Here is a 14,218-nt window from a genome sequence, read left to right as displayed (position 1 = left end):
ATTTGTTTTGCCCATTTATTATAGGGAATGTAGTATCCCTCTTTTTTTATTCAGATAGAAAGTTTGCTGACTTTAGAACAAATTACGAGCAAGGGTTCAGCGAATTAGCAAGTATATTTGGCATTGAAGAGACAGAAGCGATCACCCAAGATAATTGGAGAAAGTTTACTAAGTCTAGAAAGGTTAATTGGAGGAAATTTAAGATAATAGAATTTGAAAATCTGGTAACAACGCTAGTTGATAGAGCTGTTGATTATAACTGGTCAACTTGGGTCGGAGGAACAGCTAATGAATATTCCATTACACTCCATACACGGACTGAAACTGGAAAGAAATCAATCTCTATTAAATTAGTTGGAGATAAAAACGCTTATATGGCTACATTTAAGGAAGCTTATAATCCGAACCATTTGAGAGTAACCGATTTTGATTTGTATGTAGGAAATTCAGTTGATGCATGTGATGAGTATGTATGGAGATTGATGGAAGAATTCAAAAAACAGTACGGTGTCTCTAATGAAAAATCTGAACATTCTACGCAAAGGTTTTCAAGAGGTGATGAAATACATGAAGCTGCAAAAGAATTAATAAGTAAATTTAATTGGTATAAGGGAGATAAACTCTTTTAGATTCAAAAAGTCAAGAACATTGTATTTACACTTCAAACCTGGCAACTTTTGATCCACAAAACGTTATGCGAAACCTCATTAAATTAAATACAGTATGGAAGTGAATTGATGGAGGGACCAATCATAACTTGTTTGAGTATAGGCGTTTATGCTCATGCACTTACAAGAGGCAATAAATACATCGTAAAAAAAAGAAGATGGGGACAAGTATAGAATTATTGGAAACCATGGAAAAGCAGTATGGATATCAAAAGCTCATTTTATTGAAGGAAATATTGAAGTGCCTTATTTAGAAAAATGGAAGTTTGATGATGATCCAAAGGAGTTTGATTTGGTGGAGGTGACCCTTACTTTTTCAGATGGAAGTGAACGATGGAGTTTGGTGACAACCCCTCAAAAATTAGTAAATCACTTTAATATAGAAATGGAAATACCAGGATTTAATATTAAACATCTAATTATAACGAAAACAATGGAAAACGATGATATTGAAAAAATATTAAAATATTTAGAGGCCAATGATGAATTAACAGAAGCAAGCAAAGCGTTGGAATGTTAATTTGGAGAGAGCAAACGCAACGTCCTGTTGTTCGAAGAAAGGGGCAAATTATGATAGGTGAATTACTTGGTATTGGTAATACTGCAAGTGTCTATGAATGGGGGAAAACCGAAGTAATAAAGATTTTTCATAATCAGAGCCACTCAATGCACGAGGCAAAAAAGGAAGCAAAAAATGCCGAGATTATAAATAACTTAAATCTTAGAGCACCTAATTATTCTGGCCTGTTGGAGTATAAGGGCACGTCGTGTCTTATTTATGAGAAAATTGATGGGCCAACAATGCTAAAACAAATAGATCCAACGAAATTAAGTATTTCTCATTATGCTAAGCTAATGGCGCAACTTCATTTTGAATTGCATAACATTGAGATCAAAATGAACTCAAATCTAAAAACTGAATTAACCAACAAAATTAATACTGCTGAAGTGATTAAAGAATATGAGAAGCAAATAGTTATAAATGTGCTTAATACATTGCCTGGAGGTAATGCACTTTGTCATTATGATTTTCATCCCGGCAACATCATCCTTTCATCCAAGGGACCTATAATTATTGATTGGATGAATGTTTTGGTTGGTAATCAAGCGGCAGATGTTACTAGAACTTCAATGATGATTCAATCACATGCACTACCGTCTAATGCTCCCGGTTGGCTAATTAAGAGAGAATATCGTGAATTTTTTAATAGAGAGTATCTAAGAGAGTATTTAATGCTATCTGGAATGAATCCCAATTTCCTTGAGGAATGGATGGCACCAACTTTAGCAGCTCGAGTATGTGAAGTAAACGGTGAAGATCGGAATGAAGTTATAGACAAATTACAAATTATTATAAAAAATTAATGTGCACCTACGCCCTGTCTGTATTTGAAGAGTTAGCCCTATTGCAACTTAAGCCTCTCGGGTTCGTAGGTACAAAAACGTTATCAGAAATTCTCTAGTCCTCAAAACACAATAGAAAGAGGGATATAGAAATTACAAAACTAGTTGCAATAATACGAAGAAACCTTTTTACCATTAACATATTGCCAATAGTTATATTTCATCTAACTTTGTTTCCTATTTGGATGCTGATAAATGTTTTTGAAGAATTATGGATTGTTACTTTTTTTTTCTGCAATGGGAACAACCATAATTATTCCTTTTTGTTTGGTAGTCATTAATGGATGGTTCAATAAAGATCATAACAATTATTACTTTATAAAGAACTGGATATTAATACCAATTTCAACATTACTATCACATGCCCTAAACTACATGAATTGGGGGCTATCCTCTCAAAGTATATTGCATCCTGATTCAGAAACATTATTAATATTGAAATGGGAAGTTATAATTTCTTTATTGGTAGTTTTAATAATGAGTTGCATGCAACAGATCGACTTGAATAATACAAAAAAAGTAGAATAAAGAATATATAGAGTCAACAGCTAGGGAGTATTTCGGAAGAAATGAACTTCTGATAACAATAATTCACGCTTCGACCTGAGTCTGCCAAATGAGATTTATCTCAAAGAGGGATTTTAGCAGATGACCCCTGACGGGCTCATTAATGCAGAAACGTTATCTGAAATACGATTAAATGGTTAATTTTTATTTATAGGAGGGAAGGCCAATGAAGCGACTAAATCTAAGTACAATAATTAGTTCTTTCATATTAGGTTTATCAATTGTTATTAGTGGCTTGTTTATTAGTCATACTGGAGACAAAGAGCTAAATAAAGACGGAACAAATCAAAAAGAATATAAACCACTAATGACAATCAAAGAAACAGCTGAATACTTGAATATAACTGAACCCCAAGTAAAAACAATCATATTTAGTGAAGAGACTATATTAAAGACTACTGGTTCATATTCTGGTAAGATGTTTTCCCCTTATTAGAATTGGAACTGATATTTATATAAGTACAGATGGATTAAAAGAATGGTTAAAGGAGTCAACAACACAGAGAACACAATATTAGAGAGAGTATTTGAAGAAGATTATACATCAGATAACAACGTATTTACGCTTTGTGAATAACACTCTCTTGGTCTGCCCGAGGTATTCTGTAGAAACGGATACAGGCAGCCAAACCACTGCCTAACTGCATCACGGCCAAGGCTGGGTCACTTAAGCCAGTGAGAGTTTGTAGATACAAGAACGTTATCTGCGATTATTAAAGCCTAAAAGGTATAATAGGAGGAGAGTATCTTGACCACAACTTTTACTAAGATAACTGGAGTTGGTTTTATTATTTTATCAGTATTAAGATTAACCCCTTTTATGAATGCTACTGGAAAATGGTTGTTATATATCTCAATTGCAGCGTTCTTTCTTATTTTATATGACTTGCTGGAATTTATTGTTGAATGCATATGGATAAAGAAAGGATTAATGCTAAGTAAATTTTTATTCAGTTTACGTTCTATATTTCTTGGATGTGCGGTGATTGCTATAATCGTTTTACCTAATATAAAGATCAATATTTCTGTCAAAGAAGTTAATACTTTTAGCGACGCTTTTACACTAATTAGCTTGGGTATAGCAATTACACTAATTGGGTTTAAAACCGAAAAAGAACAATCCATTTTGTATAATAGGAGAAGGGCAATAGATAATGAGGTCAGAGAATTTCTTAATTCAATTGAAGGACAAAATATAATTAATGAACACATAGAAAAACTAAGAATAGAAAATACACAACAGATTAATAATTTGAATGCTAATTCTAAGTAGTAGCAACATCAGATAACATAATATATACGAGCTGTGCCCCTTCGGAGCTTCGGTCTGCAATCAGATCTGACAACCCCTGGCAAGCTTCATGAACACAGTAGCGTTATAGGAAAAGGACGCAAACCATAAAAAGAAGGTGTTCAAGCTGTTTGGTTTATTTAAGAAAAAGAAGACAATATTTGAAAAACAACTAAACCAACTTTCTGAATTGGGTATTTTTATGAGGGCAGGTTTAAAGAAAGAATTACTTTTAGAAGAAACTTCAAAAAGTGAATATGAAGAAGATCCCTACAACTTGCTACTACTTACTTTAGGTGGAGAAGTTGTAGTAAATGATGAATTTATAAATGTATCTGATAAAATTTGGTATCTGGATACGGAATGTATTGAGGATCATAGAGATTATGTAAGAGTAATAATGCGATTAGAGAATATGACAAAACTTAATTTAAATAAGATAACGGATTACGTAGATATTCAGAATAGCACAGTATGGGTCTCCTTTGAATATATGAATGAATTTATAAGATGGGAAATGAAAGTAGAGGATGATTGGTTGGATATGGAGATATTCAAGAAATTTAATGAGTTAACACAGACTGAACAATCCATGAAATTGTATATTTCAAATTTAGATCAGGGCTGCCTAGTGGGCTATTTTAATCAAGAACAAGTGATCGAATTAAATAAATTAACAAAATATAAATTTGTATGACTAAAAAGGAGCCAAAACAATGAGTGAATTGACTTCAGGAAGCTTATCACTATTGAAATATAAAGAGGCAATTCTTGAGCATCATCCTGTATACGCGGAGGATTTAAATGAAAAATGGTTTGTTTTTATAACCAAAGACACAGAAGAAAGTGAAGAAATTCCGGAAAGTCTATTTCAAATTTCAGAAAAAATCCCAGTGTTATATTTTTATAATTTTGAAGATCACTGTTGGGGATACCGTGTAGTTTACAATTCACAAGAGATAGCAAGTCTTCATATATCTTATGTTTTATTAGATACTTCAATTATTAAGCTTGCAGAAGAAAGATATCCAGAGGAAGATCACATTGAATTTTTATATGTCGACCCTAGAGGGGACAAAATCAGAATTGAATTAATTGAAGAAGTTCTGAGATCTAATGAATACAATGAGAAAATAGCAAAACAGTTTACAAATTGCAATTTAGAAACATTTAGATTTTTTGAACTGGATAATAAACAAATAAAACAATTAGAGGATATTTTAAATAATAGTTACTATACACAATTAGAATCTGAGCATGAATTAGTAGAAGAGTTTAAAGAATTATTAAACATTGAGGAAATGAGTTGGATACGAGCAGATAGAATGAACGAAGATTAGAAGCAAATAGATAGTGAGGACTCGTGAAATATAAGCACGTTAGGTGAAACGCGGAGTGTTAGGAGGTTTGCATGAATTACGATGAAGTAGCGAATGAAGTATTCTTTAAAGATGGAAGTCTAAGGGACATTTATATATTGGATACAGACATCCAAATATGGGCTATAATTTTTGAGTATTTGGAAAGTAACGAAATTAATTATCGAGTGACTATAGATGGGCTAATTACAAGAATTAGGGATATTGCTGAATTGTTAAGAATTAAAAAAGAAGCAAGTATTGGGATAACTATTGAATATAGTGAAATTGATATTTGTGGGCATTTTTATGAAGGAAGCGTTATTGAATTTGATATTTCACCAATACAGATAGACTCAGAGAAAAAAATAGATATACTCATGAACTTCCTAAAAAGCCTAAGTCGAAAACTAAACAAAACGATAATTATTACCCCAGAGATGACTATGGAAGAGGTGCTAGTTCGAGTAGAGCCTAAAGGGAAATTGAATTAAGTAATTCACACTGTGGTCGCTTTTGCTTCCTTGGCCACGAAACTTTATCTGAAATACAGCAAAATACTTTATGGAGTGATGGATCTTATGGATGTAAAAAAGCTAAGAGATTGGGTAGACAAACACAATATAAGAAGTCGGGCATTAGAGGCTTTTTGGCTTAATTTAAATAACTATAGGCTCGAGGAGCCTGAGCAATTTGATGAGTTATTTTGGGATTATGATAAAGATTATTTAAAGATCTTAATAGAGGATGTTTCCTTACATATCAAGAGCTTGGAATATTTAGACCCAATTAATAGAGATCTTGAGTATGTTGAAGTGAAAATTAGAATCGAGTATCGAACAAATCATATAGGTTATTACAGGCTGATCTTCAATCTAGATGGTACGGTAGAGGATGATTTTTTTATTTCTGAATGGACTGGATTGAGGTTATATCAGACAAGGGCCTTATTAGAGGATATTAAAGAAGAAATAGAAGCTGAAAGAATAAATGGAGAAATAACAGAAAAAGAGGCTATTAAGTTAAAGGAAATAATAGATGAGAAGAAGGACATGATTAGAAAGGAATTTAGTCATTAGAGCAAGTTATCGGAGAAGCGACGTAATAAAATAACTAGGGGGATTTTTATGTCTGAATACTACTGGGACATTAAAATTGATTACCTAAGAAATACCCGCTGGTTGTACTATAACGATGATTATTTGGAATTTCTTATACAAAAGGTGTGGAAGATAAATAAACCTGTAGAGATCGTAGATTATGGATGCTGATTTGGATATTTGGGACTAAAGCTTCTTCCATTGCTACCAAATGGATCAACATATACTGGCATTGACAAAGGCATGGAATTAATAAAGCAAGCCAATGAAATATTTTCGAAACTCTCTTATAATGCTGAATTTGTAGAGTGTGATATTGAAAAAGTGGAATTAGAAAAGAAGTATGACATAGCAGTCAGTCATGCTTTTTTATTACATATGCCTAATCCAAAGAGTGTTCTACAAAAGATGCTTGATAGTGTCCAGGATAATGGAATGGTTATCTGTTTTGAACCGCATTGGATTGGTAATATGGCGAATTATTATCTAGACGGAATTGAACAAAGCGATGTCATCCGGTTAGGGATTCTACAGGAGTTATATGAGAGAGATCATAAGCGTACGGCTAAGGACGGAAATATAGGCATCCAAATACCGATCATGCTAAGCCAGCTAGGCTTAAGAAATGTAGGGTGTAGGGTTAGCGATAAGGTGAACTTTCTTGATCAGAACATGGACACGGAAAGTAAAAACATGCTTTATAGTTCTTTAAAAGAAGAAGGCTTGGGACAAGAACCTAATGATATTTCAGAGGTATTCAAAAATTTATTGGCCAGAGGATTAAACGAAATGGAAGCTCAAAAACAATATGAAGCAAAAGCAACTTTTTCTGAAGAGTTCAGTGATAAATCTTGGTTAGTATATGCGCCTAATATGAAGATTTCTTTTGGTACAGTTAAATGAAATTAGTGCAAATCATTATAATACCAATACAATCAAAGGTGAAGCGCTATGCACTCTAAAGAGAATTCCACGTATAGCCTGGCTATAGAATGTAAAGACACTCAGTATTTATTTGAAAATACGGAGATTAAAGAGTTAAATGCAATTGCATTACTTGAGAATGGACCATCCAATAGAGTTATTCAAAAAAGTGATTTTAAGTTTGTTGGTGAGATAGAAATAGATGCTGAAAGAAATAATCATTATAGAATTCATAAAAATTTTTAGCAAACCCCACTTTTGGGGTTCATGAATACAAATACGTTATTCTAACTAACGCAAATCTGAAAAGAGGGGTGTGGAAACCATGAATGAAAAGTCGCAGTTACTAGAGGAGTTCAAGGAATGGATATGTTTTGTTTCTGAGATTCGTGAAATGGATTGGCAAATAAAGATTGCCGAAGATAAATGGTCAGTTCACGATATCGTAAGTCATATACTGCTGTGGGATAAATACTTTTATGAAGCAGCCATACATCCGATATTAAACAATACGCCTTTGACATTAACACATATTGATTTTAATCAATTTAATCAGGATACTGTTGAATATGGGAAAACAAAAACGAAGGAAGAATTAATTGAAATGACTATTCAGTACCGTAACATGATATTGCAGAGCATAGAGAGTTTGGAAGATGATAAGTTTACTAAAGAATATACTGACGGGAAGTTTACTGTAATATCTTATCTAAGAGATTTTATCTGGCATGATCAACATCATATAAGACAGATTGATGAGCTTAAAAGAAGAGCTATGTGAGTATATAGGCAGGTGAATAATATGAGAGATTATTGGAACAAAAGGTTTGCTGAAGAAGGAATGATTTGGGGTTGTGAACCAAGTCAAACTGTAACGCAAGCTATAGATTTGTTCAAAAAGAATAATGCACATCATATATTGGTTCCTGGTGCTGGATATGGGAGAAATACTAAGATGCTCTCTTCTTGTTTTCAGGTTGATGGAATTGAGATATCTAGTTCAGCTATAGATCTAGCAAAAGAATGGGATTTAAAAACGAATTTTATTCGAGAATCGGTGTTAGAGTTTCGTACAAGCAAAAGGTATGACGGCATATATTGTTATGATTTATTACATTTATTTTTGTTGGAAGACCGAAAAAAACTGATACAGAATTGTGTGATACATTTGAAGGGACAGGGAGTGATGTATTTTACGTGTTTTTCTGATCGCGATTTTAATAATGGCGTGGGTAGAAAAGTTGAGGAAGGAACATATGAATACAAGAAAGGGAAATATGCTCACTTCTTTACTGAAGAAAATTTAATTGAACATTTTAATGATTTGAATATATTAGAAACTGGTTCCATAAAAGAATATCTGACACATGCAGAAAAACAACAAGAATATGAATTAAGATATATAATTGTTCAAAATATTGGATAGCTATTTCGGGGAAGTAATTCAACAGACACACCCTACCGCTTAACTGCCGCAAGTGGCAGCCGGACTGTTAGTCCTAAAACGCTAGGACATCGTGAATACAGCATCGTTATATGTAATTGGAACCGAAGGGAATAAAAAAATGAGAATGCAAGACAAACCAATAGTAAGTATTATAGGCTTGGGATTATTTAGTCTGACACTAGTGGTGCACATTTGTTTTAAATCAATAAGAACAATGGATGATGTAGGGATGGGTATATTATTGTCTTTGGTAAATGCCATATTTCTATTCTTTCCATTGCTATGGGGAGTATTGGGTGCGGTAGAATTCTCAAGAATAATGAGTTGGAGTGAGAAAATAAAGACAAGAGAAGTGAACGAAGAAGTTTGGGTTATGTAATTTATAGATGGGATGAGGTGAACATATAATAAATATAGCAATGTGACGGCTATTCTTCGATTGACTGAATTCGTATAATAAAAAATATACGTTTCGGCTTTGCCCTTGATATCGTGATTTCTTCTGTATTCGTATCGAAAATCGATTTTCTGTAAATATTTATACATAAACATGATGAGCAAAAACATAAGGGGGGAGCTAACATGACAAATAGAGAGGAAATGAATCCTAAGGTTGATGTGTATTTAGGAAAAGTGAACAAATGGAAGGCGGAAATGGAGAAGTTGAGAGCAATCATGCTTGACTGCCAGCTCACTGAAGAACTGAAGTGGGGTAAACCTTGTTACATGTTTCAGAATAGTAACATAGCTATAATACAAGGCTTTAAAGAACACTGTGCGCTTATGTTTTTCAAAGGTGCTTTGTTAAAAGACCCCAATGGTATTCTAATCAAACCTGGGGAGGATACGCAGGCAGGGCGGCAGATTCGGTTCACGAATGTTGAAGAAATTGTTGAGATGGAAACCATCTTGAAAGCCTATATTATTGAAGCCGTTGAAGTGGAAAAAGCCGGTTTGAAAGTGGATTTTAAAAAGAATACAGAACTCATTTTTCCAGAAGAATTTCAAGCTAAATTATATGAAAATCCTGCTTTGAAAACTGCTTTTGCTGCATTGACGCCGGGACGACAAAGAGCATACATTATGCATTTTGCTGCGCCCAAACAATCTAAAACTCGGGAATCGAGGATTGAAAAATGTATGCAGGACATTCTCGCAGGAAAGGGATTAAATGATCGATAAATTCGATGAGAAATAAAATTGAAGGGAGATATTTATTTGGATTTTTTTCCGTTGGAGATATCTGTACTATCTGCCGATGCACTTCGTGAGTACATTTCAAGAGAATATTTTTCTTATGGCTTACTTAAATGCCGGTTATTTTATAGAGGCATACATGACATATATAGAGTTAATGCAGACGAAAAAGAGTATTTCTTTAAGGTATACCGTCAAGGGATCAGAAGCATGGAAGAAATACAAGCAGAGGTAGATTTGCTCAATCACCTAAGATCATCAGACATTGAAATCACTACACCAGTTACAAGACATGATGGAAAATTTATTTCACAGTTCAACACTGCAAATGGGATAAGGTATGGAGTGCTATATACGTCTGTTGGAAAACTTGAGTTTAATCAAATTGCGGAAACGGCTGAATTAAACGAGAGATTAGGTAGTTATATCGCTACAATTCATAATGCTTGGGACAAATGTGAGCTTGGAAAAAAACGATGGAATCTAGATGCTGCCTCATTTATAGATAATTCTATGGATGCTATCAGACAGTTCTCAACCATTCATGATTTTGACCTGCATTTTTTAGAGGAAGTTGCAAAGAATGTGAGCGATAAACTAGAGTATTTAACTGTTGAAAGACCGCAATATGGTATATGTCACGGCGACATATATAGTGGGAATATCCGAGTTGACGCTAACAGCAATCCTATCCTTTTTGATTTTGATTTCTGTGGAAATGGATGGAGAGCATATGACATATCTATGTATGCTTTCCCATTTGGCATGGGATGTGACGAAACGAAATTAAAAAAGAGAGAAGAACGAAAATATCAATTCTTAAATGGATATAACAAGGTTAGAGCTATGAGCCAAAGTGAAGTAGATTCTATTGCCCTCTTTATTCCCTTCAGAAGAATTTTTAATATTGGCACTCTATACATTTCTTATCTTCCAAATACTTGGGGAGACTCTGCTGTCATCAGGAATGTAGATGAAGATATTAAACTGCTTCAAAAGTGGTTGGAATTAAACCCTATATTTTAATTAGTATGAAAAGCTAATGATAACTATATTCCGAAATCAACCTAGAGATCCTTTACATAAATAAAGCAAACCCACTGCCATGAGTCTAACCGCTTAAGGCAGTGGGTTTGTCTTTAAAACCTTTATATCCGTTAAAAACGGATTATTCCTCCCCGGTCGCCACCGGATTTTCCTCATAGCTGATCCAATCGCTCCAGCTTCCTGGATAGAGTCTCACATTACTAAATCCTGCCTCATTCAAGGCCAGAACATTCGGGCAGGCGGATACGCCTGATCCGCAATATACGATGATCTCAGCGTCCTGATCAAGATCAGAGAAATGCTGTTTCAACTGCTCTGCATTTTTAAATGCACCCTTTTCGTCCAAGACCTCTTTCCAGAAGAAATTCACTGCACCGGGGATATGCCCCGCTGCTTGATCTATAGGCTCTTCCAGTCCCAGGTAGCGTGGCCGCTCTCTGGAGTCGATCAATATAGGTGAAAACCCGATATAGGAGCCAACAGGAACAGAAGCTTCGGATATACGTTGTACTTCTTTCATACTTGTGAGCATTTGCGGCTGAATATTTGCCACAAAGGTCGAGGGAATGCGAATCGGCTGGTCTGCCGTAACGGGGAATTTTGCTTCCTTCCAAGCGCTGTAGCTTTCTTCCAGCACGTATACCTGCTCATGACCAAGGTAGCGCAGCAGCCACCAGAAGCGGGAGGCCATCATCCCCCCTTGGTCATCATAAGCGACGATGCGTGAACCTGCATTGATCCCGGCACGGCTCAGACGTGCAGCGAGTGTATCTACATCAGGTAGTGGATGGCGACCACCATGCTCGCCTAGAGGAGCGGTAAGGTCTTCTTCCAAATCGAAGTGAATCGCCCCAGGAATGTGGTCTTCATTAAATTCGGTCCGTCCAGCCCCGGCTTGTCCGAGCACGGAACGGCAGTCGGCAATGATTATGTCGGGTTCATACAATCGGGCCAACAGCCAGCGCTTAGATACGATGGATTTCATAGAGGATTCCGCCTTCCTTTTTTTAACAGTAAATTTAATCCATTGAGTATGGTTTATGAAAATGGGGTAATAAGCTAAGAGCTAACCTTCAGGGGGGGCTCATTGTCAGGCATTTCACTTTGGTGGACAACTTGCTTTTTAAAATCCGTTCCGTATCGGATGAAAACCCATACTCCAAACAGAATGAAAAAGCCTGCACCAAACTGCAAGGCAGACAGCCTTTCCCCGAGCAGCACCCACGCCAGCAGGGAAGAAATAACAGGCTCACCGAGTACCGCCATCGACACAGCGGTGGCGTTAATGTATTTGAGCAGCCAGTTAAACAGGTAATGTCCGAACAGCGTAGGCACAATGGCAAGCAGCAGGAACAGTCCCCATTCCCGTGGCGCATATCCAGTAAAAGGTATAGCATTGACCACATTATACAGCGCAAGCGATGTGGCTGCGATGATAAAAACCCAAAAATTATAGACAAAAGCGCTCAAATGCTCGCGCAGATGCTTGCCCATCAGCATATGGATGGACACGGCGACCATACCCAAAAAGGACAGTGCATCTCCGAGCAGGGCTTGTCCTGAGACATGAAAATCCCCTGCACCGATGGCCAGTGAGCCGACAAAGGCCATACCCATTCCGAAGAGCATAGCGCGATTCGTGCCTGTCCGGAAAAACAAAAAAGAACCGAGCATGACAAGGATCGGTTCCAATGTCATAATAACAGTAGAGCTTGCAACGGTGGTCAGTCGCAGCGAGCCCATCCACAGCAAGAAATGCAGCCCTAGCGCGATTCCGGACCAGAGGATCAGCATCCATTGCTTGCGAGTGAGGCTGAATAGCTCGGTGCGGTATTTCCAGACCAATGGCAGCATCAGCAGATTGGTCAGGTACAAACGGTACATAGCGATGACGGACACCTCGGCTTCAGACCATCTAACGAAGATCGAGGAGAACGAAATAGCGATAATACCTATGATGTACAATAATTCAAAGGAAAACGACGGTTTGTGTGCTTGATTCATGTGGCAGCTCCATCCGTATGAAAGAAAATAAATACGTTAAAATTCTTTCTAACAGTATCTCGAAAATGAGGTTTAATATAGCTCATTATACCGTACCTGGCATTCCCATGGTATTAGGATTTTGCAAAATACTGAGAATATAATCAACGGGAGCGAGAGGGAGGATTTTAAGTGAGATGCTGCATAGAAATTTTGCTGCACAAGCTCGTCAAACATAGTGGAGGTGGATTTTATGAAAAAACATAACACATTTTCAATCATACTACTGACTGTCGTGGCAGTGCTGGCTCTATCAGCCTGTGGTACGAAACCGCAAACCAATAACAATGCACCTTCAGGGGCAGACCAACCGCAAACGCAACAGCCGCAAGTCGCACCAGAGCCGGTTGCTGAACCGCAGGTTAAAAAAGGCACAGGCGTATATAACGGAGCTGCTGACCCACATACGGTAGAGATTGAAACCAACGGCGAAGCCCAATCCTTCCAATTAGGGGAGGGGATGGATACGGTAATAGCTGGACTTAAAGAAGGTGATCCAGTAGCGTTTGAATATAACGAACAAGCAGTAGAGGGCGACGCGACAGCGAAGCAACTGACTTTAACGAAAATTCAAAAGACAGAGGCTGCAACAGACGGCAATCAAAACGGAAGTTCTGGTCAACAAGTAGGCGGGGAACGTGCGAAAACTCAAACTTTTGACCTTACCCTTGAAGGGAAAAAGGAAAAGCAGACAGCAACCTTGGCAAAGGGAGAGGGCTATTCGCTGTATGTGTTTGACCCGATGTCCCTGTTCCCAGATCAAAACCGTGTCGCTTTGGCGGTAGATGATAACTACTACGCCGAAATTACGAAGTTGCCCTCCAACTTTAATTTAGATGAGCTTCAAAAAGAAGGCGAGAAGGACTTGGCTTCCATTGACAAGGTGCAAAAGCTGGACAAAGCAGACGTGCCTAAAGTGCTGACCAGCAGCCGTCTGTTCTTGCAAGCGAACGGCTCGAAGATTACACAACAGTATATTGTTGTGGAAAATACTACAGGCGCTTTCAGCGTGAAAGTGAATATTCCACAAGGGGAGCCTGCTGAAGGATTTGAATCCTTCATTTATACATCGCTGGAGAGCCTGCAAGCTAATAAATAATCCTAATATAAAGTCAGATGGACGCTGGCCTATAATTATGAATTTAAGGCAGCCAAATTGCTGAAGCTTGTTG

General features: G+C 36.7%; 18 protein-coding genes and 1 pseudogene. 17 read left to right on the top strand and 2 right to left on the bottom strand.

Features of this window, described 5'->3' with window-relative positions; all coding sequences use genetic code 11:
* The first annotated feature begins 2 nt into the window (after window positions 1-2).
* From C400_RS0122250 to C400_RS0122170, 16 genes and pseudogenes are all read left to right on the top strand, one after another.
* Window positions 3-629 carry a hypothetical protein gene (locus C400_RS0122250; RefSeq protein ID WP_017428260.1) on the top strand — a complete coding sequence of 209 codons (627 nt, stop codon included), beginning with the start codon at window positions 3-5 and terminating at the stop codon, window positions 627-629.
* A 280-nt stretch (window positions 630-909) separates the two neighbouring features.
* On the top strand, window positions 910-1,188 hold the full coding sequence (locus C400_RS28175) for a hypothetical protein (protein ID WP_017428259.1): 279 nt from the start codon (window positions 910-912) through the stop codon (window positions 1,186-1,188).
* Window positions 1,182-2,033, top strand: a complete 852-nt coding sequence (locus tag C400_RS0122240) for a phosphotransferase (protein ID WP_232795408.1) — start codon at window positions 1,182-1,184, stop codon at window positions 2,031-2,033. Before C400_RS28175 ends, C400_RS0122240 begins: the two co-directional genes overlap by 7 nt.
* Window positions 2,034-2,805: 772 nt before the next feature.
* Window positions 2,806-3,075, top strand: a complete 270-nt coding sequence (locus tag C400_RS0122230; RefSeq protein ID WP_017428256.1) for a hypothetical protein — start codon at window positions 2,806-2,808, stop codon at window positions 3,073-3,075.
* Between the two features lie 312 nt (window positions 3,076-3,387).
* The gene (locus C400_RS0122225) at window positions 3,388-3,912 is read left to right on the top strand and encodes a hypothetical protein (protein WP_017428255.1); all 525 of its coding nucleotides are present in this window, start codon (window positions 3,388-3,390) and stop codon (window positions 3,910-3,912) included.
* A 136-nt stretch (window positions 3,913-4,048) separates the two neighbouring features.
* The gene (locus C400_RS0122220; RefSeq protein WP_017428254.1) at window positions 4,049-4,627 is read left to right on the top strand and encodes a hypothetical protein; all 579 of its coding nucleotides are present in this window, start codon (window positions 4,049-4,051) and stop codon (window positions 4,625-4,627) included.
* 19 nt (window positions 4,628-4,646) lie between these two features.
* Window positions 4,647-5,270 carry a hypothetical protein gene (locus tag C400_RS0122215; protein WP_017428253.1) on the top strand — a complete coding sequence of 208 codons (624 nt, stop codon included), beginning with the start codon at window positions 4,647-4,649 and terminating at the stop codon, window positions 5,268-5,270.
* Window positions 5,271-5,341: 71 nt separating this feature from the next.
* Entirely contained in the window at window positions 5,342-5,782 is a 441-nt protein-coding gene (locus tag C400_RS0122210) for a hypothetical protein (RefSeq protein ID WP_017428252.1), read from the top strand.
* A gap of 87 nt (window positions 5,783-5,869) precedes the next feature.
* Window positions 5,870-6,367 carry a hypothetical protein gene (locus C400_RS28170; RefSeq protein ID WP_017428251.1) on the top strand — a complete coding sequence of 166 codons (498 nt, stop codon included), beginning with the start codon at window positions 5,870-5,872 and terminating at the stop codon, window positions 6,365-6,367.
* Window positions 6,368-6,415: 48 nt separating this feature from the next.
* Window positions 6,416-7,291: pseudogene (locus C400_RS0122200) on the top strand (class I SAM-dependent methyltransferase).
* 48 nt (window positions 7,292-7,339) lie between these two features.
* Window positions 7,340-7,558 (top strand): GNAT family N-acetyltransferase, encoded by a 219-nt coding sequence (locus C400_RS0122195; protein WP_017428248.1) that lies wholly within the window; start codon window positions 7,340-7,342, stop codon window positions 7,556-7,558.
* Between the two features lie 79 nt (window positions 7,559-7,637).
* Window positions 7,638-8,093 carry a DinB family protein gene (locus C400_RS0122190; protein ID WP_017428247.1) on the top strand — a complete coding sequence of 152 codons (456 nt, stop codon included), beginning with the start codon at window positions 7,638-7,640 and terminating at the stop codon, window positions 8,091-8,093.
* Window positions 8,094-8,114: 21 nt separating this feature from the next.
* Window positions 8,115-8,738 carry a class I SAM-dependent methyltransferase gene (locus tag C400_RS0122185; RefSeq protein WP_017428246.1) on the top strand — a complete coding sequence of 208 codons (624 nt, stop codon included), beginning with the start codon at window positions 8,115-8,117 and terminating at the stop codon, window positions 8,736-8,738.
* Window positions 8,739-8,829: 91 nt separating this feature from the next.
* Window positions 8,830-9,138, top strand: coding sequence for a hypothetical protein (locus C400_RS0122180; RefSeq protein ID WP_128574153.1), 309 nt, complete (start codon window positions 8,830-8,832; stop codon window positions 9,136-9,138).
* A gap of 203 nt (window positions 9,139-9,341) precedes the next feature.
* Window positions 9,342-9,941, top strand: coding sequence for a YdeI/OmpD-associated family protein (locus C400_RS0122175; protein ID WP_017428244.1), 600 nt, complete (start codon window positions 9,342-9,344; stop codon window positions 9,939-9,941).
* 18 nt (window positions 9,942-9,959) lie between these two features.
* Window positions 9,960-10,982, top strand: a complete 1,023-nt coding sequence (locus tag C400_RS0122170; protein WP_231124941.1) for a phosphotransferase enzyme family protein — start codon at window positions 9,960-9,962, stop codon at window positions 10,980-10,982.
* 142 nt (window positions 10,983-11,124) lie between these two features.
* Here C400_RS0122170 and C400_RS0122165 read toward each other — a convergent pair whose 3' ends face one another.
* Window positions 11,125-11,988 (bottom strand): sulfurtransferase, encoded by an 864-nt coding sequence (locus tag C400_RS0122165; protein ID WP_017428242.1) that lies wholly within the window; start codon window positions 11,986-11,988, stop codon window positions 11,125-11,127.
* 74 nt (window positions 11,989-12,062) lie between these two features.
* A complete protein-coding gene (locus C400_RS0122160; RefSeq protein ID WP_017428241.1) occupies window positions 12,063-13,007 on the bottom strand; it encodes a DMT family transporter in 945 nt (314 codons plus the stop codon).
* Window positions 13,008-13,239: 232 nt separating this feature from the next.
* Here C400_RS0122160 and C400_RS0122155 point away from each other — a divergent pair, with 232 nt between their 5' ends.
* A complete protein-coding gene (locus C400_RS0122155; RefSeq protein WP_017428240.1) occupies window positions 13,240-14,145 on the top strand; it encodes a hypothetical protein in 906 nt (301 codons plus the stop codon).
* Window positions 14,146-14,218: the final 73 nt, after the last annotated feature.

It is taken from the genome of Paenibacillus sp. ICGEB2008, assembly GCF_000307675.1.
Taxonomy (GTDB): Bacteria; Bacillota; Bacilli; order Paenibacillales; family Paenibacillaceae; genus Paenibacillus; species Paenibacillus polymyxa.
The sequence above is the reverse complement of the archived record's forward strand: the minus strand, read 5'-3'. Positions and strand labels throughout refer to the sequence as shown.

What these genes read in the sequence shown, in the direction of transcription:
- C400_RS0122195 (WP_017428248.1), top strand. Translation starts at nt 7,340, where the DNA reads ATGCACTCTAAAGAGAATTCCACGTATAGCCTGGCTATAGAATGTAAA.
- C400_RS0122240 (WP_232795408.1), top strand. Translation starts at nt 1,182, where the DNA reads ATGTTAATTTGGAGAGAGCAAACGCAACGTCCTGTTGTTCGAAGAAAG.
- C400_RS0122210 (WP_017428252.1), top strand. Translation starts at nt 5,342, where the DNA reads ATGAATTACGATGAAGTAGCGAATGAAGTATTCTTTAAAGATGGAAGT.
- C400_RS0122215 (WP_017428253.1), top strand. Translation starts at nt 4,647, where the DNA reads ATGAGTGAATTGACTTCAGGAAGCTTATCACTATTGAAATATAAAGAG.
- C400_RS0122160 (WP_017428241.1), bottom strand. Translation starts at nt 13,007, where the DNA reads ATGAATCAAGCACACAAACCGTCGTTTTCCTTTGAATTATTGTACATC.
- C400_RS0122230 (WP_017428256.1), top strand. Translation starts at nt 2,806, where the DNA reads ATGAAGCGACTAAATCTAAGTACAATAATTAGTTCTTTCATATTAGGT.
- C400_RS0122185 (WP_017428246.1), top strand. Translation starts at nt 8,115, where the DNA reads ATGAGAGATTATTGGAACAAAAGGTTTGCTGAAGAAGGAATGATTTGG.
- C400_RS0122175 (WP_017428244.1), top strand. Translation starts at nt 9,342, where the DNA reads ATGACAAATAGAGAGGAAATGAATCCTAAGGTTGATGTGTATTTAGGA.
- C400_RS28170 (WP_017428251.1), top strand. Translation starts at nt 5,870, where the DNA reads ATGGATGTAAAAAAGCTAAGAGATTGGGTAGACAAACACAATATAAGA.
- C400_RS0122155 (WP_017428240.1), top strand. Translation starts at nt 13,240, where the DNA reads ATGAAAAAACATAACACATTTTCAATCATACTACTGACTGTCGTGGCA.
- C400_RS0122165 (WP_017428242.1), bottom strand. Translation starts at nt 11,988, where the DNA reads ATGAAATCCATCGTATCTAAGCGCTGGCTGTTGGCCCGATTGTATGAA.
- C400_RS0122190 (WP_017428247.1), top strand. Translation starts at nt 7,638, where the DNA reads ATGAATGAAAAGTCGCAGTTACTAGAGGAGTTCAAGGAATGGATATGT.